14 protein-coding genes, 1 tRNA gene and 2 pseudogenes are annotated in these 24,616 nt (G+C 68.5%); 9 read left to right on the forward strand and 8 right to left on the reverse strand.

Annotated features, from left to right (window positions below; translation table 11 throughout):
* Positions 1-115: 115 nt before the first annotated feature.
* Positions 116-2,062: a Kelch repeat-containing protein gene (locus FDA94_RS35505; RefSeq protein WP_137251421.1), complete on the reverse strand. Its 1,947-nt coding sequence runs from the start codon at positions 2,060-2,062 to the stop codon at positions 116-118.
* Positions 2,063-2,339: 277 nt separating this feature from the next.
* On the opposite strand from FDA94_RS35505, the gene FDA94_RS41265 reads away from it, so the two are divergent.
* Positions 2,340-2,471 carry a hypothetical protein gene (locus FDA94_RS41265; RefSeq protein WP_281286683.1) on the forward strand — a complete coding sequence of 44 codons (132 nt, stop codon included), beginning with the start codon at positions 2,340-2,342 and terminating at the stop codon, positions 2,469-2,471.
* 176 nt (positions 2,472-2,647) lie between these two features.
* On the opposite strand, the pseudogene FDA94_RS35510 reads toward FDA94_RS41265, so the two are convergent.
* Positions 2,648-3,758, reverse strand: a pseudogene (locus FDA94_RS35510) (IS256 family transposase).
* Between the two features lie 714 nt (positions 3,759-4,472).
* On the opposite strand from FDA94_RS35510, the gene FDA94_RS35515 reads away from it, so the two are divergent.
* Entirely contained in the window at positions 4,473-4,658 is a 186-nt protein-coding gene (locus tag FDA94_RS35515) for a hypothetical protein (protein WP_137251422.1), read from the forward strand.
* A gap of 378 nt (positions 4,659-5,036) precedes the next feature.
* Here the strand turns inward: FDA94_RS35515 and FDA94_RS35520 are convergent, their stop codons facing one another.
* From FDA94_RS35520 to FDA94_RS35530, 3 genes are all read right to left on the reverse strand, one after another.
* Positions 5,037-5,618 (reverse strand): DUF6461 domain-containing protein, encoded by a 582-nt coding sequence (locus FDA94_RS35520; RefSeq protein WP_137251423.1) that lies wholly within the window; start codon positions 5,616-5,618, stop codon positions 5,037-5,039.
* A 72-nt stretch (positions 5,619-5,690) separates the two neighbouring features.
* A complete protein-coding gene (locus FDA94_RS41270) occupies positions 5,691-10,622 on the reverse strand; it encodes an Ig-like domain-containing protein (protein WP_137251424.1) in 4,932 nt (1,643 codons plus the stop codon).
* Between the two features lie 72 nt (positions 10,623-10,694).
* On the reverse strand, positions 10,695-11,090 hold the full coding sequence (locus tag FDA94_RS35530) for a hypothetical protein (RefSeq protein WP_137251425.1): 396 nt from the start codon (positions 11,088-11,090) through the stop codon (positions 10,695-10,697).
* An 806-nt stretch (positions 11,091-11,896) separates the two neighbouring features.
* On the opposite strand from FDA94_RS35530, the gene FDA94_RS35535 reads away from it, so the two are divergent.
* Complete coding sequence (locus FDA94_RS35535) at positions 11,897-15,415, forward strand: NACHT domain-containing protein (protein ID WP_137251426.1); 3,519 nt, start codon at positions 11,897-11,899, stop codon at positions 15,413-15,415.
* 216 nt (positions 15,416-15,631) lie between these two features.
* On the opposite strand, the gene FDA94_RS35540 is transcribed toward FDA94_RS35535, so the two are convergent.
* Together FDA94_RS35540 and FDA94_RS35545 are read right to left on the reverse strand one after the other, a co-directional pair.
* Complete coding sequence (locus FDA94_RS35540) at positions 15,632-18,079, reverse strand: ATP-binding protein (protein ID WP_137251427.1); 2,448 nt, start codon at positions 18,077-18,079, stop codon at positions 15,632-15,634.
* The gene (locus tag FDA94_RS35545) at positions 18,076-18,429 is read right to left on the reverse strand and encodes a hypothetical protein (RefSeq protein WP_212735649.1); all 354 of its coding nucleotides are present in this window, start codon (positions 18,427-18,429) and stop codon (positions 18,076-18,078) included. Before FDA94_RS35545 ends, FDA94_RS35540 begins: the two co-directional genes overlap by 4 nt.
* A 112-nt stretch (positions 18,430-18,541) precedes the next feature.
* Here FDA94_RS35545 and FDA94_RS35550 point away from each other — a divergent pair, with 112 nt between their 5' ends.
* From FDA94_RS35550 to FDA94_RS35570, 6 genes and pseudogenes are all read left to right on the forward strand, one after another.
* Positions 18,542-19,303 (forward strand): hypothetical protein, encoded by a 762-nt coding sequence (locus FDA94_RS35550; protein ID WP_137251428.1) that lies wholly within the window; start codon positions 18,542-18,544, stop codon positions 19,301-19,303.
* A gap of 169 nt (positions 19,304-19,472) precedes the next feature.
* A complete protein-coding gene (locus tag FDA94_RS39620) occupies positions 19,473-21,752 on the forward strand; it encodes an ATP-binding protein (RefSeq protein WP_170991264.1) in 2,280 nt (759 codons plus the stop codon).
* 74 nt (positions 21,753-21,826) lie between these two features.
* Positions 21,827-22,810 carry a WD40 repeat domain-containing protein gene (locus FDA94_RS35555; protein ID WP_170991265.1) on the forward strand — a complete coding sequence of 328 codons (984 nt, stop codon included), beginning with the start codon at positions 21,827-21,829 and terminating at the stop codon, positions 22,808-22,810.
* A gap of 63 nt (positions 22,811-22,873) precedes the next feature.
* Positions 22,874-23,149 (forward strand): annotated as a pseudogene (locus FDA94_RS40860) (WD40 repeat domain-containing protein); the annotation flags it as partial.
* Positions 23,150-23,244: 95 nt separating this feature from the next.
* Positions 23,245-23,964: a WD40 repeat domain-containing protein gene (locus FDA94_RS35565; protein WP_137251430.1), complete on the forward strand. Its 720-nt coding sequence runs from the start codon at positions 23,245-23,247 to the stop codon at positions 23,962-23,964.
* Between the two features lie 156 nt (positions 23,965-24,120).
* Complete coding sequence (locus tag FDA94_RS35570) at positions 24,121-24,432, forward strand: tyrosine-type recombinase/integrase (RefSeq protein WP_137251431.1); 312 nt, start codon at positions 24,121-24,123, stop codon at positions 24,430-24,432.
* An 84-nt stretch (positions 24,433-24,516) separates the two neighbouring features.
* Here the strand turns inward: FDA94_RS35570 and FDA94_RS35575 are convergent.
* Positions 24,517-24,593, reverse strand: a tRNA-Pro gene (locus tag FDA94_RS35575).
* Positions 24,594-24,616: the final 23 nt, after the last annotated feature.

Consider the following 24,616-nt stretch of genomic DNA (forward strand, 5'->3'; position numbering starts at 1 on the left):
GATGGTCGGCGGGACCAGGCGAGTAATTGTTCTCGTTCGTTGTCAGTGAGCACGATCGGCACTGCTGTCGGCAACGGCATGGGACATCGCTGCCCACTGACAACGCATTAACGCTTCAGGACACTAGTTGGGCCCATTGCGGGTGGGCGACAGGCGCGGCTGGAGTACCGAGGTCGATGACCCAGCCAGAGGTCAGGCCGGCGCCGCCGGCCAGCAGCACCTGGAACTGGAATCCCTCCTCTTCCAGCAGCGGCAGCAGGGTGGCGGGCAGGTGGAATCCGTCATAGCCGTCCCATCTGGGGATGCCCGCAGGGGGCCGGGAGTTGCGCGTCCAGGTGACGCCTGAGTCGGGGCCCAGCCAGGTCGCGCTCGCATGCGGCAGCTGGTCGGACTTGGCTGTCGCTTCGTACGCGATAGGAGTCGCGCTGAACACGTCTCGGCGCGGGCCGCTGAAGACGCGCGGGTAGAGGTAGCCGGCGAGCGGCGGTGCACCGGTGGTGGTCTCGCGCCGGATGTCGATGGCGTCGGTGTCACCCAGTACTGTCCACTCGCCGCCTACCCATACCTCCATCGTGTTGTTCTGATGGCGGACGAGGTCGGACTCATTCGGATGCCCGGACAGCGCGAGAACGATCCCGTCGTGAAGGGTCAGCAGCGTCGGGTACCAACGGCCGCCACCCCGCATGGGTTCCGCCTGCTTCCAGTGCGGCTTTCCCGCGCCAGGCCGTGGGTTGAACGTCCACGCGTCCCTCAGGCCGCCGAAATGACTCTCGTGCGGGTAGGGGATGTCCTCCGGCCAACGCTCCGTGCCACCGGCGACAAGCAGACGTCCATCGGACAGGAAGGCGTGTCCCGAGCAGAAGACATCCGAAGTGGGGGCGTCGATCTTCTGCAGGGTCAGGGACTCGCAGTCGAACAGCTCGCACTGGTTGATGTCCTGCGGGTCCGTGGGCTTGTTGTGCTTGTCACCACTGAAGATCACGATCTTGCCGGTGCTGGCCAGCGCGACGTGAATGGCGAAGGACTTGGCCAGCAGGTCCTTGCCTTTGCCGTCCTCCACTCGGAACCAGCGTCCGCCATTGAAGGTCACCTGGTGGCCACGTGATACCGGGCTGACGATGCCGCAGAGTTCCTGCCGCGCGGTCAGCGTCGCGCCGGCAGGGAAAGCGATGTCCACGGGCATGCTGGCGGCACCCGCTTGCCAGCGGCCGATCTCGGTGCCGTCGGCCATCAATATGACCGTCGCCGACGGCTTGAGCCTGCTGAGAGTCAGCTTCTGTTCGGTCTTACACATCGGCCCGTCGATCCGCGGCGGCAGAAGCGACCGCAGCTTGACCACCTCGGCCGTGTCCACCGGGCTTTGTGACTTACACAGCTGGAAGACCTGCTCGGCTTCGAGGTGCTCCCCGAGTGTCAGCGGGGGGACGCGAATGCTCATGGTGGGATGCGCCACAGGGGAGTCGAACGCCGTCCAACCGTCACGGCGTAGCCGCAGGACGGCGCCCGGCACGATCCCGGTCACCGTGACGAGCCCGACGCATTCTTCCAGCGGCTCGACGAGACTCGGCGCGGGCAGTTGGTGGTCGCTGTCCCAGGGCGGGTTGGCCGGATTGCCGCTCAGCGTCGACACAGCGGCCGAACCTCCGCAGATGCGTTGACGGACTTCCACCTTCGTGCCGGGCATCACCGCTTCGCCGGCGTCAAACGTGATCGTGACCTCGTCGGTCGCGGACTGGGCGTGGCCGAGCCTCACTCCACCCTGCACCACCTCCAGTTGGGCTCCCGGGCAGCAGCCCTGGACATGGAGGGCTTGCGCACACCTGAAGGGCGTGGAGAAGGCCACCTTGCCGTTGAACGCCTTCTCGACGATCTCCCCCCTTTCCGATCGCTGGCTCTCCGGCTCCCCAGGGCGCTGCTGGGTGGCCCGGAGCAACTGGTCCGGCACGAGCCGGGACTGATCGACGGCGACGAAGGTGTCGGCCCAGTCCACCGTGGTGTCGGCGATGGGGTCGGGGTCGTTCCCGATATAGATCCGTACCCGAGAGCCCGAGAACTGTCCCATGACTCGTACGGCTGGACTGCAGGTGGAGACCGGGCCGACTACGGCCGGCGGCGATGACGGCATGGAGAGATCCCATCTATGCTTACGCTAAGGATTTGATCTCTACCCTGGGTGACGGCGTGCCGGGGTATGGAGTCTTCGTGCCCGAGCAAAAGATCTGCGTGTGGCGGTGGTGCGCACGGTGAAAGGCTGGGGTTGGGGCGGGTGTGGGCGGGATCGATGCCCTGCTGGGAGCGCGGCGCTGAGCGCTGCGGGGCGCTTGAAGGATGCCCTGAGCGTGACGCGTCGACAGGTGGAAGCCGCACGTCGCCTGGCCGCCAAGAACCCGGTATTCCACGAGTTTCTGACGCATAGCAACCGCCAGCTCACCGAACTGCTGGCCTCCCTTGGAACTTTCGCCGAAGAGTGAGAGGTGACGCGCCGGCCAAGGCCGCTGTCACTTCGGATCCGGAAGGGATCGCATCAGACCCCTGCCCACCAGCGACATCGTGACTTTGATTCGGCCTCATCTTCACGCGGGCGCCCGGGTCACGTCCATTGGAGTGGTGTAAGAGATCGGCTTTCGCGTGATCCTGTTTGTGCAGGTTAAGCGGTAAGTGTGTCGGGTAGTTGGGCGGGGGTCGGATTGTCGCGGGGCAGAGCGCGCAGGCGTGCTTTGGCGAGGATGTCCAGGCCGATGTAGCGGCGGACCTCGCTCCATTCGTCGGTCTGTTCGGCCAGGACAGCGCCGATGAGGCGGATGATCGCGGCGCGGTCGGGGAAGATGCCGACCACGTCGGTGAGGCGGCGGATCTCCTTGTTCAGCCGCTCTTGCGGGTTGTTGGACCAGATCTGCCGCCAGACCTCGACAGGGAAGGCGGCGAAGGCCGGCAGATCCCTCCTTCGCCTCGTCCAGGTGCCGGCAGGCGGCCGGGTATTTGGGACGGTGGTGAGCAGGTTGCGCAGGTAGTGGGTCCGGCAGCGCTGCCAGGCCGCGCCGGGCAGGCAGGCGCCGACCGCGTCCACCAGCCTGGGATGCGCGTCGGAGGTGACCAGCTGCCAGACTGCGCAGGAAGGCCGGCCAGCCCGCGCCGTCCTCGCGGGAGGTGACCTCCAGGCCGAGGATCTCCCGCTGGCCGTTGGCGTTGACCGCGGTGGAGACCAGCACGTGGACGTTCACGACCCGGGCGCCCTCACGGACCTTCTGCGTCAAAGCGTCCAGCCACACGAACGTGTAGGGGCCGCTGTCCAGGCGACGAGTACGGAACTCCTCCACCTGCGCGTCCAACGTCTTGGACATCTCCGACACCTGGCTCTTGGAGATTCCGGTGATGCCGAGCTGCTGGACGAGCTTGTCCACCCGGCAGGTGGAGACCCCGAGCAGGTAGCTGGAGGCGACCACACTGATCAGAGCCTGTTCGGCGCGGCGGCGGTGTTCCAGCAACCAGTCGGGGAAGTAGGAGCCCTGCCGCAGTTTCGGGATGGCCAGTTCGATCGTGCCGGCCCGGGTGTCCCATTCGCAGGTTCGGTAGCCGTTGCAGGCGTTGACGCGTTCGTCGCTGCCCTGCCCGTATCCGGCTCCGCAGGCGGCGTCGGCCTGAGCCGACATCAAAGCCTCGGCCATCGTTTTGACCATGGATCGCAACAGATCCGGGTCACTGCTCTGGAGTTCGCGCGCCAGCCAGGCTGCGGGGTCCACACTGTCGTTCACGGCCATCGTTTCCGTCCTTCGATCTTGGTATCGCTACCCGAAGGATCACGCGGTGGCCGTCTTCATTCACGACGCCACGCCTGCTACCAGCGCAAACTCGTACACCACCTCCGTGGACGCAACCGCCGCCCGGCTCCCCCGCTCTGGTCGACCTGTTACGCGCTTTCCTTTCGGTCATCGCCGCCTTCGCTGAGCTGCGCCTGGCGATGGCCCGAAGCCACCGGCGAAGGCCCTCGTAACCTCTGCAGCGGGCTCGGGTCGCGCCGCCGCCCTGCCCGCGCGCCCTTCAGCTACATAGCAACCGGTGAGGTGCCGACTCGCCCCTGGTCAGAGCCGTGAAGGCGGGCTACTGTCAACTAGCACCCCTGTACTGACATTTCACTGACAGGTACAGGCGCGCCAGACAACCGGCTGTCTGGCGCAGCAGTAGTTGATAGCGGCACCCCTCGCTGACCTGGGCACTATCAAATAGACGGATATCGAGGTAGCGCGGTCGACCGGAGCGGCCTTCCGGGCGCAGCTTGGGGCCCGCCGCCACAAGTTTCCCGCGCAGCGACCGCCGTGGATCGACGTTCGATCCGACAGCCCGCACCTGGGCGGCGCAGGCCCGCCGCGCGTGTTCGACGGTGTCGTTAGTCATACACGCACCCAGCGATGCGGGTTGGTCATGGTTTGTTCCCCCAGCGGTTGTGCTGAGGTGAGATGGCGCAGGGTTTGGTCATGGCGAGATGGGGTGGTCCGTGGCGGTACGCCCTGACCTGGCGGGTCGGCGTGGCGTGCGTGACCGGGTTGCTCGCACTGATCGGCTGGGCGCTGAGCGGTAAGGACGGCTTGCAGACAGCGGCGAACCTGGCCCAGTTGGTCAGCGCCGTGCTGGTGGTCCCGACGTTGCTGGAGCCGTTATGACTGTGGCGGCGACGCTCGACGGTCCGGCCGGCGGTTACTTCCGCGCATGTGGCCCATGGGTCGCCGGACAGGACCGCCCTGGCTGGCCGACCAAATCGACCACGCCCTGGACCAGGGCGTGCTGCGGGCCGGTGCTGATCGCCCCAGAGATCTCAGCGTTCGACGACCTGGTCGCCCGACGACGCCCAAGCCCGGCTGGATCGCGCTCTTGGTCTGTGAGCCCCCGCCCCTGTGCAGGAGCCCCAGCACCGTCACAGGGCCGTGGCCTTGTCGCTTTTCCGGCCGGAGCCTGGTGCCAGATGTGCCGAGTTCACGAGGAAGGCACACCGAGCCGACGCTGACGTCCAAGAGGAAGACCACGTCGACACCTGCCAGTTTCTAGCGTCGCTCAGGTGCGAGGTATTGGGTCTGGCGAGTCTCGAACCACTCCGGGCCGAGCGTTGTGCCGGTCAGCCGCGCGGCCAGGTCGAACGCTGCGGCCACCCGATTGTTGAAGTTGGGCGGTCCGGCGTATACGGCGCGCCGCAGCAGCGGATCCAGTTCGTCGGGCGCGCTTCCGCTGCGGTCGAGGTAGGGGTTGGTGAGGGACAAATGGCTGACGATCACGCCGTCCCGGGCGAATATCAGGTCACCGGCGAGATTAACCGTCCAGTTGACGTTGAAGGCCAGCCGGCCCTCGTCCGACAGCCGAACCAGCCGAGCCAGGTCGGCTCCCAGGCAGCTCTGCCGCTCGACGATGAATGTCCAGTCCGCTCCGATCGATCCGGCCAGTAGCACCGGCCTGTACGGCGACAGCTGCCACAAGTCGTTGTTGAGTTCGGCCATCGTGCGCGTCGACTTCGATGCTGCCTCGGCCTCGAAAGCGGCGGCGACCACGTCAGGGGCCGCACCCCGGACCCAGGTTCCGCAGAACTGCTCGAACAGCCCGACATCCTCCAGCATGTCGAGTACATCCACCATGATCACTCAACCTCGATTTCGGTGAGAACGGGCGGCCCCCAGGTGAGGGGCCGCCCGGACGTTAATCAGAACTTATTTGACTCGCACCCAGAACGGATCTCCATCGAGGATGCGGAATCTCTCGTAGAAGAGGTTCAGGGCGATTCCGTGGTCCCGGTTGTGCAGGCGGGCGACCGGTTTGACCGAAACATTGTCACCTGCGAACGCGGCACCTTCGTGAGTGGTCGCCATCGGATACTCATCGCATTGCGTGTCCCCGGCTCGCTCCGCCGCCGTCCACCAGAGATTGCAGAGGGTGGTCTTCCGGTTTTCGTTCTTGGACGGCACATCCATATATTTGGGCGGTAGAGTGCCCTTCTTGTAGCGCGCGGCCCGGTGCAGAGGGAAGGCGCGGGGGTCCGTCGGCTTGGCATTTCGCGGCGGCAGAAGGTCCGCGTTGCCGGGAACGACCTTGTTGTCGACCTTCGGCCTGGTCGTCTCCGGCTGGTAGAAGGCCTGCCAGATGTGCTTCGTGACCTGCCCGATATAGGGATCCGTTCGCTTGATCGTCCAGATCATGCGTGCGTGCTTCAGGCGACAGCCGCCCTTGTATCGGCCGATCGCCGGGCTGGTGTCACAGAAGACGTCGGGCGTGATCTCCGGCTGGTACAGCGGCACCGTGTTGATCGGAAACTTCGCGATATCCGAAGCGACCTTGATGTAGGGGCGCAGACTACAGGTGGCGGTCTTGTCTTGGTCCGCTCCGCCGGCGGACCGGAAGGCGAATTCCTCGTAGGGATCGGTCTTCCATGACGCGATGGTTCTCGTCCGGGCGGCGTCCGTCTTCGGATTCAGCTCCTGACATTCGCCGGCCGGTCGCCCTGCGGATGGGGCGGCTGGGATGACGGCTTTGACGGTGGTGTTCGGCGGGCTGGTCATGATGTCGCCGTCGGTGTCCATCCAGAGCGGCTGGCTGATCTTGATCCACGCCTTCATGTCACGTGGCCCGGTCCCGTTGGAGGGGGTCCCGAAATGATCGGGGATGGCTTCCGTGCCCCCGGAGTAGCCGACGTAGGTGTGGATCACATTCGTCGCCGAGAACTGGAAGAGGCCGACATCGGTTGTGGTCTTCTTCCCGGATCGATCGATCGTCTCCTTGTAGATCGGGAGCATGAGCCACTGGCTGTAGCAGAAGAAGTACGGGCGGGTGTATCCGACCGCCCCGTTCGGGCGGTTCGGCACGAGCCTGAACTGCTCCTTCTCGCACCACTCCGTCGTGGGGTGGCCGCTTTGAAGGTCGGGGTATCCGTAGGGGAACTGGGCCGTCGTGGTCGCCGCTGCCATCGTTTTGGCCTGGGCTTCAGCCGGTGCGACGGACAAGGACTGCCAGCCGGTCCAGGCGCCGGTTTCGCCTCCTGCGGTGGATCGTGCTCGCCAGCGGGTCTTCCACCCGGGGAAGAGCTTGCCGCGTGGCACCCGCACGACTGCGACAGATCCGGCGGGGACGTCCTGCGTGGCGCCCTGCCAGATCAGGCCCTTGCCCTGCTCAGGGCTTGTGGGGTCGTGCCCGATCTCCACCTGGACGGTGGCGGGCCGCTTGAGCGGGTCGGAGGCCTTGACCATGAGATCCGGTGTCGTCGTCGGCGTGCGCGCGATGTCACCTGTCTTAGTGGTGCGGGTCCACGCCTTATCGACCGTCGGTGCGACGTCGTCCAGTCCGGCGACGTCGGCTTCCGCTCGGCCTTGCAAGAACATCGAGCCGACCATGAAGGACCACTCGTAGGGTGCCGCCAAGGTGTTTCCCGCGGCGTCGCGGGCTCCCTCGACCGTCGCCCAGTAGAAGAAGTCGAGTGGCCATGCGGGAGTGAAGGTCAGCACGGTGTTGCCCGCGCTCATCGTCGCGGTGCCCGAAACCTCGGACTCGCCGAAGATGTCCAGCAGCGAGAAGCCCACGTTGGTCACTGGTTCGCTGAAGGTCACCTTGATCCGAGCCGAGGATGACACGTTGCTGGCGCCGTCAGCTGGCTCGACCTTGACGATCGTTGGCCGGGTGGTGTCTGAACCGCCCGTGGGGGTGGGGGTGGGGGTGGGGGTGGAACCGCCGCCGCCGTCGGTGTAGGTGACCTGGAGGACCGGCGGCTGCGGATCGGGGTCGTCGCTCATCTCCGACGAGTGGAAACCCCGGTCGTACTCCGGAGCCGTGCCGGCCTCGTTCACGCTGCGCAGCAGCAGGCCGTTGTTGGCCTGACCGGAAGCCCATGCCCGCACGATGTCGGTGACGGCCCAGGTCCAGGTGACACCACTCGGCGGGAAGTTGTTGTTGGTGCAACTGCTGGGGTCCTTGGCCACGGCTTCCCCGGTGGTGGTGGCCGACGGCTGGTTGCTCCAGCGGAGCGAGCCGATGTTCCAGGTTGAGGTGACCTGCTGGACCTTGAGGCCGGACTGGCTGTTGCCGCACCCATAGGACGCGTCTTCGGCGTTGCGCAGGCGCAATTTGGCGTCGGTGATCGTCTTGCCCGCCAGCACCGAGGTATTGAAGGTCAGGTAGGACCGTTCAATGGTGCGCAGGGAACTCGGCCCGTAGACACCCGCCCAGAGCACCTCGTCGCCGGAACCCGTCGTCCCCTGGTTGTCGAGCCAGGTGTCGGCTTGGAGAGGAAGCGAGATGGTGTGCTCGGCGGGAGGCGTCGGAGTTGGCGTCGGAGTTGGCGTCGGAGTGGGGGTGGGTTCGGGAGTGGCTGAGGCGGTGGTGAAGTTCCACGAGTGGGCCGTCATCACGTTGCCGGCGAAGTCCTTGCCGCCGGCGATCTCGACGAGGAAGGTCGTCTCCGGTGCCAGCGGGGCGGCTGGGGTGAAGGTGAGCGTGTTCGCCTCCGCCGTGTCCGAGGTGCCTGCGACCGGTTCGCCGGCCGCGCTCCGCACTGTCACCTGTGCGTCGAAGACGGGCTCGCTGAAGACGGCCGCGATCGGCGTGGCGGCGGACACTCCCGTGGCGTCACGGGCGGGTGTGGTCTCCAAGACCGTCGGCGGCGCCGTGTCCGGTGCGCCGGTGGTGAAACTCCAGGTATGCGGCGCGGCCATGGGGTTGCCCTGGAGGTCTTTGGCCCCCGAGACGGTCGCGGTATAGACGGTGTCACCGAGGAGGTTCTGCGCGGGGGTGAAGACGACCAGGCCTTCATCGTCCATCACCTGCTCCCCGAGGACCTCGCCACCGTCTGGGGCGGTGAGCGTGAGGCGTGTGTCCGTCACCGACTCGGTGAACTGCGCGACCACCCGGGCGTCGACCGGCACCCCGGTGGCGTCCGCGACAGGGTCGGTCGAGCCGACCGCCGGTGGCGACGAGTCATCCTCAGGCGTGGGGATGGCAGACTCCGTGGGCCACGGTGCAGGCTCCGGCTCCTGAGTGAGGTCCTCGTCCGGCAACGGTTGCAGGGCGTCACTCTCGACGTCGTACGGGTCGTCGAGAGCGCTGGCCGCGTTCACCTCCTCGGTTGTCCGGCCGACCACGCCCGGAACGTCCTCGTAGCCGGTGATCTGGTTGGCCAGCGCCTCCTCGTAGGTGGGCATGTGATCCAGCATCTTGTTGGAACCCATCCACACGCTCACGTAGTTGGTCACCGGAGGCACGTACTCGATGAACAGCACGGGGGCGTGGTCAGGGACTGTGCGATCCCAGGCACCGCCCTCCTTGGAGCGGTACTGGCGCCAGTTGATGGTCGCCGTCTCCGAGGCGCCCATGAGCACCAGGCCGTGATCGGGCTCGCCGTCCGCCCAGCCCTGCACGATCGACTCGATGGAGTACCAGAGTTCGGCGCCACCCGGGCAGCCGGCCGTGTCGCTGTAGGCGCCCTTGTTGCCGACCTGCCCGCTGGTCGTCCACGACGGCTGGTTGTTCCAGGACAACGTGCCGGCATCCCACGCGGAGGTCAGCTTACGAGCCACGATGCCGTTGCTAAGCTCCGAGCCGCAGTTCTTCGAATACTGGGCGGGATCGGCGCCGGACCTGTAGTTCCAGATGATGAGATCGGCGTTCTGGATTGTGGCCCCGGCCAGCGGCTTGGAGACAATGTAACGCAGGTAGACGCGGGCGATGTCGGCGCTGGTCTTGGTGGTTCCGGCGCGCAGCCAGGTGTCCGTCAGATGGTTGTTGTACGGCTCGTTCTTGCTCACCCACGCGTCGTTCTCAAGCCCTGCCCCCACAATCTCGCCAGCGGCGCTCATCGTCACCGGGTAAGTCAGGGACGGGTCGGCGAGGAACGCCGGATCGGGCTTCAGCACCAGGGTGGGCGTACCGTCCGCAGTCTCGACGCTGGTGTCCACCTTGGCGCTACGACCGCTGTCGGGGGCGCGCTCGGCCGCTGCGTCGACGGCGTGGACAACGATGTCGGTGGTTGCGGGGAGGCCGTCGCCCGCCAGCAACTGGGGTGCGCCGGTCTTGGCTTTGCCGTACTTCATGCCCCGGGGCACGGTGAGCGGGAGTTTGACGATCAGGGGCGCGGAAGGCCGTTCGCGGATCACCACGCTCTGGGTGAAGCCGTTGGCCTGCGCTGTGGCGACGAGATCGACGCCAGGTGCTACAGCGTTGGGGTAGGTCGCTCGGTCACCCTCGACCAGGGGGCGGGGAAGACTCTTCCCCCAGCCGAATCCGCTGGTTCCGTGCACGCCGCTTGCTGATACGAGCGATCTGCCGCTGGCGCCGCCGAATACGACTGGGAGCTTGGTCCGGGCAGCTCGCAGAGCGCCGCCCTCTTCGACGATCTTGGTGTCGATCGGCTGCCAAGAGCCGGTTTTCGGATCTTTCAGCTGAATCGGCCCGGGATGGACTTCAGCCTGGAGGGTTTTCCCGTCCGGCGAGGCCCACACCTTCATGGTCTCGGTGAACTGTTCGGGAACCTCCACGCGCTGCCTGGTCCGGCCCGCACGCTCCCAGGCGCTCTTGAGGGCCGGGTCGGAGGCGGCTGCTGGTGGGGATCCTGCGGATGTGAGCGAAGGTTCGGCGAACGCGGGCGCGACCGTCAGGGACACGGGTACAAATACGGCGAGAGCGGCCGCGATCAACCGTGGACGACGGAATCTTACTAATATGGGCACTTACGTCTACAATCGGGAGGCAAGCGGACAGAATGAGACATTTTTACTGGCAACATAACTAACATTCAAGTTCGTCCGAAATGTTCGCCTGCTCGTCCCTGCCTGTTGGCCTCCAGCACGCACCGCGCCCCCGCACCCCCAGTCGGTGACGCGGCGTTCGGTGGCGTCGTGGGTGGTGTGCGCGGTGCTGATCTCCTGATGGTGCTGGCGGCGGAACGCCAGGGTCAGGGTGATGCCCGCGCCCACGGCCGCGCCGGCGGCCAGGGCGGTGCGCAGCATCTCACCGCGGGCACCACCTGCCACAGGTTGCCCCGCCGGAGCGGGAATCGAAGGTGCTTGAGCGGCCAGATCGGCCAGTAGCCACCACAGGGTGCCACCCACCGCGCCGCCGACCAGGAGCACCGCGAGGGTGATCCACCAGGCCGCCGCACGCGCAGTCCGCAGTACAGGTGGTGGAACAGCCGCGGGAACAGCAGAAGCCCGAGAAGCGCGACGGCCAAATGGGCGCGGTAACGGCATGGCTCCATTTCAGCCGTCCGCCCGGCTGTGTGGGGTCGTCGTCACCGGACCGTCCTCATACCGCGAGCTCATAACAGAGCGCCGGTCGCGAGGCTGGTTCGCTATGCCGCGATCCGAAAGTCGGCCGCGGCGAAGAGGGCATCAGGTCCTCGCAGCGTGGCGGCGCCGACCCGTGGCCGCGGCGGCGAAGGCCTTCGGACCCATTCGCGAGCACGGGCGTAGCAGGCCGGACTCATGAAGACGTCACTGTCCAGGCCCGCAGGAGCGGGCTACGCTATCAACTACCTCAGCGCCGGTATCAACTGGCTATCAGATGCAGTTGCGCGCTATCAGGTAGACCGCTCCCAGACAACTTGTCTGGCGCCGCCAAAGATGACAGTGGCCGACGCTGTGACCTGCACATTGTCAGATGGCACTCCGTAGCCACAGGCTGGGTGCGTCATCGAGACATTGGCACTAGCAAATGATCTTGCTCGGCAACGCCCAGGACTCCCCACGTTGCGCCCTCAGAGCTTCCCGACGAGCCGCTTGCTCTTCATACGAGGACGAGGCGGCCACCGCTTCCCTCCCACGTTTGGTTACGATCGCCCACCGCAAACCGATAGACCCACAGGCGTGCCGTCACGGCGAGACGCCCGATGGGCTCCAGAGCGGACGTGAACAGCAGGACGGACAGCGGGAGTGGGCGGGTGAGCCGACCAGACGGGGTCGAGTCGTCGTTGCCGCCGCCCGGCTCCGAGGCCGCGACCGACCGGCAGATCGCGGCCGCCCAGGACGGTGCGCGCCGTTGGATCCGTGACGCTGCGGCGCGGGGTGTGGCGTGGGCGAGCCCGCGGGCGATGCTGGTCGGGCTGTCCGCCAGTGCGCTGCTCCCGATCGCGGTCGCCGAGCCGGGTCTGGTGGCAGTGGTGGCCGGGCTGAACGTGGCGGGCTCGCTCGGAGCCAACGTGCTGGCCACCTTGATCAGCGACTCCCTGGATGCCGCCCGCACCCGCACCCGCAGACGCCCCTCGACCGGCACTGCCCCGGCAGGGCCCGGAACCGAGACCGGCCCCGATGGCGCCACCGAGCCGGAGACGGCTGACCGCGCGAGTGATACGGCCTTCGCCGAGCAGGTGCGCATCGAGCTCGCCGAGCGGTTCGAGCGGGTGCTGGCTGCCCAGAATCAGCAGGCCGAGGCACTGGCCGTTACGCTGGCGCTGATCCTGGAACGGGTCGACGCGACCGCCGTGGTGATCGGTGAGGTCGTCTCCGCCGGTCAGCATGAGCTCCTGCGCGAATTGATGGCAGGGTTCGCCGGGCTCGGCGGCCAGGTGGCGGGGCTGGGCCCGCTCATGCACGACCTGGAACACGCGGTCACGCAGGTCCGGCAGAGCCTTGCGCGGCAGGAGGCTCGGCATCGCTCTGGTCGCGCCGAGCAGCAGATGATGCTCGAGCTGCTGCTGGAGTCCCGCCGGCAACTGGCTCAGTTGGTCGATCGGCTGCCTGAAACGGAACCCCATGCGGGACCATCCCCGGACCGCGGTCCCGTGGGCGGGCCGTGGCAAGCGGTCAATGATCCGCCGCGGCTGCGCGCCTATCTCGACGTTGCGATTCGCGCGGCTGCTGAGCATCCCTTTCCCGGCGTCGTCCCCGGGTCCGGCCGTCCGCCGCTCGCGGAGGTCTACATCCGGCAGCGGGCGCGGGCGTCGGGCGAGTTCGGGTCGCGGCTGCCCGCCGAGGAGATCTTCGACCAGGACGGCGATTGCCTGCTGGTCGGCGGTCCCGGCGCGGGAAAGTCGAGCCTGCTGCGCACGGGGCTGGCCGACCTGGCGGCCAGGGACGGCGCGACCGCCATGCCCGTTTTGGTGTCCGCCGCCGACCTGGCCGGGACTGACCCGCTGCCGCGGGCGCTGGCCCGGTCGGTGGAGGCGGCGCTGGGACCGGCGGGGCTGACGGTCGAGATCGAGGCGGGCTTGTTCCGGCAGCCGCCGATGCTGGGCGTGCGGTGGCTGGTCCTCGTCGACGGCTTAGATGAGATCGCCGACCCGGCCGGGCGGCGTGCGGTCCTGGCGAAGATCGCCGGCGTGCGGGCGGCGGTTCCGGAGCCGCCGTACCGATTCCTTGTGGCCACGCGGCCGCTGCCGGAGGAGGAGCTCGCCGACTTCAGCGAAGGCCTGCGGTATGACCTGCTGCCCTTCGACCCCGGCCAATTGTCGGCCTTCGCCCGGAGCTGGTTCGGTGTCCTGGGCGTACCCGACCCTGGGGACGCGGCTGTACGGTTCGCCGAGCGGGTGCAACGAGCGCCGCTACGCGAGCTGTCTCGCGTTCCGCTGATGGCCACCATGCTGTGCCAGCTGTACGCCCACAACCCCGACCGCCCAGCGCCCTCGGGGCTGTACGGCATCTACGAGGAGTTCGTGGCGCTGCTGCGCGACCGCCAATACACACCCGGTGCGGGCGGCGTGATGGAACAGCTGCGCACGGCCATGGACAGGTACGGCCCAGCCGCCGTGGACGCGGGGATGGCACTGCACCTGGAGCTGTTCGAGCTGCTCCCATGGCTGGCCTGGACCCGGCGCTCCGGCGGGGCACGCCCGGCGGCGGCCGCGCTGCTGGAGCGGGCGAACTCCGCGCGCCCCACCCACGTGCCGCCCGCCCGGTGGAGCGCCCTGGCCGAGGGCCTCCTTCGGCGGACCGGTGTCCTGGTCGAGGCGGGCGGTGACGTCGACTTCCTGCACCAGACGCTCGGCGACTACCTGACCGCCCGGCACCTGCGCGAGGACGCCGAACTCGCCGCCCAGGCCGTCCGGGACCTGCCCAGGGCGCCGTTCCTCGACTCGATGACCGCCTTCGTGTGCGCGGCGCTGCATGGGCGCGAGGATGTGGAGCGCGCGCTGCTCCTGCTGGCCTCGGGCGCACGCTGGCCCATGGCGCGCTCACGGCTGCTCGGCGGCCCGGAGATCATCGCCGAGCTGGCCGCTCAAGGAATACCGCTGTCGGCGAAGGTCCGCAAGAAGGCGGGCAACCGGCTGGCCGCAGCGGCCGCCGATCGGAAGTCCACGCCGTTCAACCGGCGCTGGGCGGCCGAACAGCTGGCCGCGCTCGGTGACATCCGCGCCGCCGAACTGCTAGCTGGGCAGCCCAGCCACAGGACGAACCACGGCACTGAGCGGGTGAACCTGGCGCGACGACTGGCCGAGCAGGGAGACCCACGCGGCATGGACCTGCTGGCGGCGCTGGTTGCCGACACCTCACTGGCTGAGACCCAAGATCGGATCTTGGCGGCCCGGCACCTCGTCGAACTCGGCGACCCGCGCGCGGGCGACGTCCTGGCCGCGCTGACCGCCGACCAAAACCTGAGCGACGCCGACCCATACGAGAGCGGACCGGACAACACACCCGAGGGAACCTTCCGTCTCCAGGCGGCGACAACCCTGATCAAATTCGACCGGCTGCGCGGAATCGACACGCTGATGTCACTGGCCGAGTCCACCGACCCGGACGACACGGTACGGGTGGCGGCGGCGCGCGCCGTCGTCACCGCCGGAGACCCGCGAGGCGCTCAGGTCCTGGTGGCCATGGCCGACGGCACCGCCCCGTACTCCGGATGGGGGACAAACGAGGGATTGCGACTTGCGGCGGCCACGGCGTTGATGGAGCTTGGAGACGAGCGTGCCGCCGGCCTCCTGGGCGCGCTCGCCCTCGGGCCGAGCCACGACCCGAGCATGCGCGTCCCCGCCGCCGCCTTACTGACCCGGCTGGGCGATGTCCGCGGCACGGCGGTGACGGCCGCCCTGGCCGTCGACGAGCGGGTGCCGGCCTATCTCCGTATTCGGGCGGCGAATGACCTTGTGAGCATCGCAGACCCCCGCGGCGAGACGGCGCTCACCGCCATGGCCGCCGATGAGCGGCTCAGCTGGGACGACCGCATCCCCGCGGCGCAGGCATTAGCCGATTCGGGTGAGGCCGCAGGCCGCGACCTTCTGGCCGGCTTCGCCACCGATCCGGCGACCGACGCGCTTCACCGCCGACGGGCCGCCCGAGTCCTGATGACACACGGCGACGATCGGGGACAGGAAGCGTTGCAGGCCATGGCCGCCGACCCGCTGCTGGCCAACGAGCAGCGCGTAGCGGCAGCCAGAGACATCAGGGCGGCCACCCGGGAGACAACCCGAGGACACCCGCGCCGGGGCAGGTATCGGCCCCGGCCGCCCGACCGCAGGTGACGGCACAGAGATCCCACGCTGAGGCAGGTACACCGGCCGGTGCCCCTACTGCGCGCCTTCCTCCCCGTCATCGCCGCCTTGCCGAGCTGCTCGGCGACGGCTGGCGGCCGTCGGCGAAGGCTCCCGTAACGTTCGGTACGGCTGGGCGGCGAACAACGCTTCACACCACTCCCGACCTCGGCAACGAGGTCGCTATCAGGCACGGAGCCTCCCAAGTCAGGGAAGAATCCGCTGTTCGCGTGGCGTCCCAAGCCGTTGGAAGAGAGCCTGTGCTTCTTCGAAAAATGCGTCCGCTCCCGGCTGCCGGGTTGTCTGCCGCACCCGGCCCAAGAGGCGCAATGTCTCGGCCTGGCCGACGGGGTTGGGCAGTTGCCGGCAGATCGTGAGTGCCTGGGTGAGCAGGTCGGCGGCGATCTGGTGCTCGCCCAAGAGGTGTCGGTCGTGGCCGAGTTCGGTCAGCGCACTGGCCCGGCCAGCGGGATGGTCGATGGACCGGTAGGCGGTCAAGGCGCGTTCGTGTAGTCGCAGGGCGGTGTCGAGGTCGCCTGCGTTGCGGTGCAGGCGGCCGAGGTCGCGGTCGCAGTCGGCTTCGCCGAGGCGGTCGTAGATGCTTCGGTAGAGGTCGCGGGCGCGTTCGTGGAGGTGGGCGGCGGCCTGTCCGGTTGCCTCCCGGACGCGTCCGAGGACGTTGAGCGCGTTGGCCTGGGCTAAGCGTTGGCCGGTGGTCTCGGCTTGGGAAAGTGCGTGGTGCAGCAGGTCCTCCGCTGCGTGGTAGTCGCCGGTCCGGTAGCGGACTCGGGCCAGCTCCCAGCTCAGGGCGGCTGCCCGGCTGCGCTCGCCCAGGTCCGCGTAGCGGTTGCGAGCTTGTTCCCATCGTTGGGCCGCTGCCGGATATCGGCCGGTCAGATACAGGATGTTGCCGAGCTGGTAGTGCGCTGCGGCCATTCCCTGGTGGTCTCCCGAGCCACGCAGCATCGTCAAGGCCGCTTCGAGGAGTTTCCCGGCGCGGCGGTACTCTCCGGTCATCTGGAGCGCACCACAGCACGCGACCAGCGCCTTGGCCTCGCGCAGCGGGTCGCCGAGCTCCCGGGAGATCGCGGCGACCCGTTCATGAACGGCGGCCGACGCCCGGTAGTCACACGCGAAGTAGCGAGCCAGACCCAGTTCGGTCAGGGCGTTGGCCATGCCCGGCCGGTCTCCGTGCCGCTCGTACAGCCGCCGGGCCTCTTCCAGCAGGACGGTGGCGGGGTGGTAGTCGCCGAGCCGCCGTCGCATGCGGGCGAGGTCGACGGATGCATTCGCACGTTCCCGGTCATCGGTGGCGGCGCTCACGGCGTGCTGATGAAGGATGGCGGCCTGCCGCCAGAGCCCATCCAACGCCAAGAACGCGGCGAGCGCGGCCGACAGAGCGGTCACCCGCTCGGCCAGTGAGTGCTTGATGGCGTACTCAGCGCAGGCCAGCAGGTTGCCACGCTCGGTCCGCAGCCAGGCCAGCGCCGCGGCACGGGCGGCGGGGTCGCTGCCTGGGCCGACGGTCAGATGCCGGTCGGCGGCTTGCGTGCCGCGCTGGTAGTGGTCGAGCAGCCGGGCGATGGCCTCGCCGGTTTCGGCGGTGGTGGCGCGGGAGCGCGCGTAGGCGCGGGTCAGGTCGTGCAGGCGATAGCGGCCCGGTACGGGTTCCTCGACGAGGTGCTCCACATAGAGGGCGGCGAGTTCCCGCTCGGCCTGGCCGGACGTGATCCCGGCCAGAGCGGCGGCGGCGCTCGGGTCGATGTCGGCGCCAGGGTGCAGGCCCAGTAGGCGGAACAGTCGCCGCCGTGGGGCTGGCAGGTTCCGGTAGGACAGATCGAAGGCGGCGGCCACCGCGCGATCTCCGGCGGCGAGCCGGTCGAGCTGGTCGACGGCCGCGGTGAAGTGTTCGGCGTACCGGGTGATGGACCAGGCGGGCTGGTGGGCGAGGCGGCCCGCCAGCAGTCCGATGGCCAGCGGCAGGTGGCCGCAGCGGGCCACCAGGTCGGCGACGGCCGCCGGCTCGGCGTGTCCCGGGGCGCGTCGGCTCAACCGGAGGAACAGTTCGCCGGCCTGGCCGGGGGGGAGCGGGTCGAGAGTCAGCGGTTCGGCGCCGTCGAAGGCGAGCAGCCGTCGGCGGCTCGTGATCAGGACCAGACAGTGGCCGTCGCCGGGGATCAGCGGTTCGATCTGGGCCTGGCCGTCGGCATCGTCCAGGACCAGCAGCACGCGCCTGCCCGCCAGCCGGTCCCGCCACGCGCGGGCCCGGGCGTCCAGGCCGGCTGGGATCTCCTCTGGTGCCAGACCGGCCGAGATGAGGAGGTCGGAGAGGATCTCGCCTGGTTCGGCGGGGGGCGTGCCGGGGAGGTGGGCGTGCAGGCGGATGAAGAGTTGCCCGTCGGGGAAGGCATCGGAGAGCAGGTGCGCGGCGTGGGTGACCAGGGCGGTCTTGCCGACGCCGGGCATGCCGTCGATGGCGCGGACGGCGGCGGTTCCCGTGAGCAGGCGACGGAGTTCGTCGTCACGGCCGGTGAAGGCGGCCACGTCGCGGGGCAGGCCATGGCGGACCGGAGCCGCCGGACGGCCGACGTACAGGTCGCGGGCGGCGATGTGGACCTGGGCCTGGTCCTGGGCACGGGCGTGGACGTCGGTCATTGGCCGGTGACGTGCATGTCCCGTCCCGCGATGAACTGGCGTGCGTCGTCCCGGGCGGTGGCGTTGATGACGACCGGCCGTTCCAGCAGCCGGATCAGGTCCGCGGGGTCGTCCACGAGCGGTTCCAGCCGCAGCGCCCATTCGCGGCACAGGGCACTCTCGGCCGCCGTGTCCCCTCGCTCGCGGGCCAGCAGCAGCCGAGCCCGCGCCTCGTCCAGTTCATCCGGTAGGCCTTCGGCGCGCCGTGTTCTTCTCGCCCAGTCGGCCATCGCGGCTCGAGTGTGCTGCCAGGCATCGGTGGCCATCGCTCCGACCAGAGCCGTCGCGGCCGCGAGCATGATCGGATCCACGTCATCCCCCTCACCTCAGATCTCACTGAATGCTGTCAGTTGATCGCATGGCGTAGAGGCGGAATGCCTCGCTTGTGACGGCGCCGAGATCTCGGTGATCGACAATCGGCGCATGGTCGCACTGAAGATCGCGGTGGCGGCGTCGTTACTCCTCTCGGCGTCGCCGGTCGAAGCGGATCCGTACTTCGGCGACGTCAGGCAGGCGGTCCTGCGCCATTCCGCCGGGAACGGCGGCGTGCACTTCTCGACGAGGACGCGCGAGAGGATGTACGACATCCTGAGCACGGAGACCAGCGCGGGCGCCTTCCGGTTCAATCGCTCGGGAATCGCCCGCTCCGACGTCACCTACATCGGCGACGACGGATTCGGGACGTCGCGCGTCCGCATCGTCACGATCGGGCGGCGGAGCTACACGCGCGCCACCTCGCTCTCGAGGAAACCACTCTCCGCGAAATGGAAGGACTTCGGCACTTACGGCGGCGGCTTCCACTACGCGGCCGACGTCATCAGCGGCGTCAACCCGGCCTTCCTCGACCTGATCGAGCCGGACGCCTCCGCGGGCGTGCCCGGCGGCGAGATGGACGGAGTGCCGACGACTCTGTACACGGGCTTCGTTGACGTGCCGGGTTTCGCGACCACACTGGCCGGCGTGCGGTTCAGTCTCGACCCTGATTCGGTCGGCGGGCGCGTCACCTGGCGTCTGTGGGCCGGTCCCGACGACCTGCCGCGGCGGTTCACCGCCTCGATCATCTGGGACCTGGCCGGAATCAAGGAATCCAACGAGACCGTAAACCTGACCACCTTCTACAAGCGCTGGGACACCCGGGTGGAGATCAAGGCCCCACCCGGGAAGTTCGTGGTCAAGGCCTGGTGACCAATGACCACTCGCCGGACGGGAGGTCGAAGGTGTCGGTAGCGGGCCGGCCCCGCCACCACCTCTGAGTGGGATATCGGTCGCGACTGGCTCGTAACGGGTGCGGGGCGGCCGGGGATATCCCCGTAGTGCGTTGTTGTGTTCGCCGACCCCGGGCGGGGATGTCGCGATGACTTCGACTCCCGGTTCCCGGGATGGGAGCAAGGACGCCGATTTCGGCGGTCTCGCCTTGCCTGCCGGTGTCGCCGAGCAGATGCGCCGGGGAGTTCAAGGGTGGGTGCACTTCGGCGCCCACCAGTTACAACTGGGCGCCGACGGGGTTCGGCTGACCGCTCACCAGGTGCGTCGTGGTGCGGCTCAAGCTGCTCGCGCTACTCCGGTTGTGGTGCTGGCCGGGCTGAGCGCCGCCGCGTTGGCGCCGGTGGCGTTGGCCGCCGCCGGGGTGACCCTAGTCGGTGCGGCCGAGGTGGGAGTGGGCGCGCTGGCCGGGCTGGGCACCAACATCCTGAGCGAGATGATCGTTCGTGGCGTCGACCGCTGGCGTGGCGCCACCGGCGATCTTCCCTCCGTGGAGGAGGTCGAGCGAGAGCTTGCCGCTGGCATCGAGAAGGTGCTGGAGCGCGGCGATGAACAAGCCGTCCAGCTCCGCGAGGAGATCGCCGCAGTGCTGGCGCGGGCCGGGGCGGCCGAGGCCGCCCTCACCCAGGCGCTGGAACTCGGCGAGCAGCGGCTGTACGCCTACCTGATCACAGCGTTCGCCGAGGTGGAGCAGGATTTCGCCGAGTTCGCCTTCCTGCTGACCGGCCTGGAGGACGCGGCGGTAGACATCCAGCGGACGCTGCGGCATCAGGACGCCGAGCACCGTCGCCTTTCGGCGCAGATGACGATCATCCGCGACGAGGTGACCGCCATCCGCGCTCAGACCCGGCCCCGCCGCGGCAAGAACACCGCGAACGCCGGCAAGGCCTCTCCCCGCTGGATCGGCGAGTGCCCGTATCCGGGACTGGTGACCTTCAACGAGGACGACAGCGAGATCTTCCACGGCCGGGGCGCGGCCAGCGCGAAGCTGACCGCGACGCTGGCCGAACGCCTCGACGGGCCAGGCATGCTGGTGGTCACCGGCCCCTCCGGCGCCGGCAAGTCCTCGCTACTGCGCGCCGGACTGCTCCACCGGGTAGCTCGCGGCCTGATGCCCGGGGTGCCTGAGGCGGCGCACTGGCCGCGGCTGGTCATGACCCCGACCGCCGACCCGCTGACGGAACTGGCGGTCCATCTGGCCGCCATAGCCGGCCTGGATGCGGCGGAACTGGCCGACACGCTGGCCACCGACCCGGACTGCGCCCCGCTCGTGATGCGCCAGGCAGTGATCCGGCATCTGTCCGAACACGGCCGCAGCGTGCAGCAACCGGAACGGGCCCGGCTGGTCGTGGTGGTCGACCAGTTCGAAGAGATCTTCACGCTGCGCGCCAACACCACCGGACCCCTGTACCCAGACCAACCAGGCGGTACAGCCACAGGCGGGGATGGCGACGAACGCCGGGAGGCGTTCATGTCAGTGCTGCACGCCGCCGCACACACCCCCGCAGGCCCCGACGGCTCGCCCGCCGGGCTGGTCGTGCTGGGTGTGCGCGGCGATTTCTGGGATCGCTGCGCCGCCTATCCGCAGTTGCAGGACGCCCTAGAGGCAGGGCCTTTCACCATCCGGCCGATGGAGGAGCCGCAGTTGCGCCAGGCCATCACCGGCCCCGCCCGCGCCGCGGGCCTGCATCTGGAGGGCGGGCTGGCCGAGCTGATCCTGGACGAACTGCGCGCACACGGACCTATGGTCGCCGGTACTGCCCCGCAGATAGAAGAAGGGGTGCTGCCGCTCCTAGCCCAGGCGATGCGCGCGGCATGGGAGAAACGCGAAGGCGATCGCCTGACCCGGCACGGCTACGACGACGGCGGCGGCATCGCCCACGCTGTCCAGATCAGTGCCGAAGCCGTCTACGCCGGACTCACCTCGGCCCAGCGCGGCCTCGCCCGGCAGGTGATGCAGCGGATGACGGTGGTCCTGCCGGACGGTCAGTGCGTGCGCCGCCCGGTGACCCGCGACGAACTGCACGCCAGCCTGGCTCCTGAGCAGGTGCTCCAGGTCGACGCGTTGGTTGAGGCCTTTATCCAGCGGCGGCTGATGGTGAGCGGCGAAGGCACCGCAGGGCTCGCTCACGACGTGCTGCTGACCGCCTGGCCACGCCTGCGGACCTGGCTCGCCGAGGACCAGGCCGACCGGATCATGCATAGCCAGGTCCTCCAGGACGCCGACAAGTGGGGCCTGCACGGTCGCGACCCCTCCTTCCTCTACCGGGGATCTCGCCTGGAGGATGCGCAGAGCGCGGCCGAACGCTGGAGGGCCGATCCCGGCCGCTACCCGCACTGGCCACATCCGATGCCGTCGACGCCTTCCTGACTGCCAGCGCGCATGCTGCCGCCCGATCCCGACGTCGCTGGCAGGCGGCGGTCGGGCTGCTGGCCGGACTGCTGGTGATCGCGATCATCACCGCAGTGGCCGCAGTTCGCTTTGGCCACGACGCCGACCAGCAGCGTGCTGAAGTACTCAGCCGCAGCGCTCAAGCCTGGTCTCGACAAGCGGCCGCCTACAGCCAAGACGTCCCGGAGGACCCTGCCACCTCGGCACGACTGGCCGCCGCTGCCTATGCGCTCTTCCCGACCAGTGAAGCCTCGGCAAGCATTACCTCCCTGCTGACCAGATCTCCACGGGCAGTCCTAACGGGCCACACCGACAGGGTGTTCTCGGTGGCGTTCTCCCCCGACGGCACCCGCCTGGCCAGCAGCAGCGCCGACAAGACGGTGCGGATCTGGGATACACGCACCGCCACCCCCATCGGCAAACCTCTCACCGGCCACGAGGGCAGCGTGTCATCGGTGGCGTTCTCGCCCGACGGCACCCGCCTGGCCAGCAGCAGCGCCGACAAGACGGTGCGGATCTGGGATGCGCGCACCGGCGCCCCGATCGGCGCGCCCCTCACCGGCCACACCGACAGCGTGTGGTCGGTGGCGTTCTCCCCCGATGGCACCCGCCTGGCCAGCAGCAGTGACGACGAGACGGTGCGATTGTGGGATCCGGATACCGGCACCCCCATCGGCACGCCCCTCACCGGCCACACCGACAGCGTGTCATCGGTGGGCTTCTCGCCCGATGGCACCCGCCTGGCCAGCGGCAGCCTCGACGAGACGGTGCGATTGTGGGATCCGGATACCGGCACCCCCATCGGCACGCCCCTCACCGGCCACACCGACAGCGTGTGGTCGGTGGCGTTCTCCCCCGATGGCACCCGCCTGGCCAGCGGCAGTGACGACGAGACGGTGCGATTGTGGGATCCGGACATCGGCACCCCCATCGGCACGCCCCTCACCGGCCACGAGGGCAGCGTGCTCTCGGTGGCGTTCTCCCCGAACAGCACTCGCCTGGCCAGCAGCGACCTCGACGAGACGGTGCGATTGTGAGATCCGGACATCGGCACCCCCATCGGCACACCCATCACCGTCAGCACCGGCAACCTATGGTCGGTGGCGTTCGCACCGGACGGCACCCGCCTGGCCGGCGGCAGCACCGACAAGACGGTGCGGCTGTGGGATGCGCGCACCGGCACCCTCATCGTTAAAACCGGCCATGAGGGCAGCGTGACCTCAGTGGCGTTCTCGCCCGACGGCACCCGCCTGGCCAGCAGCAGCGCCGACAAGACGGTGCGGATCTGGGATGCGCGCACCGGCACCCTCATCAGTGAACCCCTAACCGGCCACGAGGGCAGCGTCACCTCGGTGACGTTCTCCCCCGATGGCACACGCCTGGCCACCAGCAGCACCGACAACACGGTGCGGATCTGGGATGCGCGCACCGGCCCCCCATCGGCGCACCCCTCACCGGCCACACCGACAGCGTGTTCTCGGTGGCGTTCTCGCCCGACGGCACCCGCCTGGCCAGCAGCAGCGCCGACGAGACGGTGCGGATCTGGGATATACACACCGGCGCCCCCATCGGCGCACCCCTCACCGGCCACGAGGGCAGCGTGTCATCAGTGGCGTTCTCCCCCGATGGCACACGCCTGGCCAGCGGCAGCACCGACGAGACGGTGCGATTGTGGAACCCGGACACCGGCACCCCCATCGGCGCACCCCTCACCGGCCACACCGACAGCGTGTTCTCGGTGGCGTTCTCCCCCGATGGCACCCGCCTGGCCACTGGCAGTGACGACGAGACGGTGCGATTGTGGGATCCGCGCACCGGCACCCCCATCGGCAAACCCCTCACCGGCCACGAGGGCTTCGTGTCCTCGGTGGCGTTCTCCCCGGACGGCACTCGCCTGGCCAGCAGCGGCGATGACAAGACGGTGCGGATCTGGGATCCGCGCACCGGCACCCCCATCGACACACCTTTCACCGGCCACGCTGACATCGTGTGGTCGGTGGCGTTCTCCCCGGACGGCACTCGCCTGGCCAGCAGCGGCTACGACGAAACGTTGCGGATCTGGGACGTCGCGCTCCCGTACGATCTTCCTGCCGCCGTGTGCGTCATTGCGGTCCGTGGATTCACCCCACAGGAATGGCGGCAGTACATGCCCGACGTGCCCTACCGGCCCACCTGTCCTGCATCTCGATAGAGCTGGGCTCTTCGGACATCCATGGACGGCTGGGCCCTCACCCTCCACACCGCCGCCCAGCTGCCACGCCTTGGTCGAGCTCCTGCGAACCTTCATGCCAGTGATCACCGGAATCGCCGAGCTAAGTACGCGCCGCCCTGATCAGGAGCGCCGTCGGTGAAGGCCATCGTGACCCTCTTCTGCCGGGGCAGTGGAACACCCCTCGACCGCTGGACAGTCCTGCGGGAGTTCCAGAAGATCACCAAGCGTGCGGGACTGGGAGACGACTGGACGCCGCGAGAGTTACGGCACAGCTTCGTCTCCATCCTCAGCGCCCATGACGTTCGATTGGAGGACATCAGCGGCCTGGTAGGCCACGGAAGTACGCACGTGACCGAGACCGTCTACCGACACGAGATCAGGCCCGCCCTGACAAAGGGCGCCGAGGCCATGGACAAGATCTTTAAAAAGCGGACCACGTCCGCGTAGCCCACTGGCTCCCCGTTTGGCTCCCGAAGATCGGGAAAGGGGCCTCGGATTGACTCCGAAACCCCTTACGACCAGCCAATACACTGGTCGGGACGACAGGATTTGAACCTGCGACCCCTTGACCCCCAGTCAAGTGCGCTACCAAGCTGCGCTACGTCCCGTTCACTGCTTCGTGCCCCTCAGG

Origin of the sequence: Herbidospora galbida, assembly GCF_005233835.1 — a bacterium.
In the GTDB taxonomy this organism is placed as follows: Bacteria; Actinomycetota; Actinomycetes; order Streptosporangiales; family Streptosporangiaceae; genus Herbidospora; species Herbidospora galbida.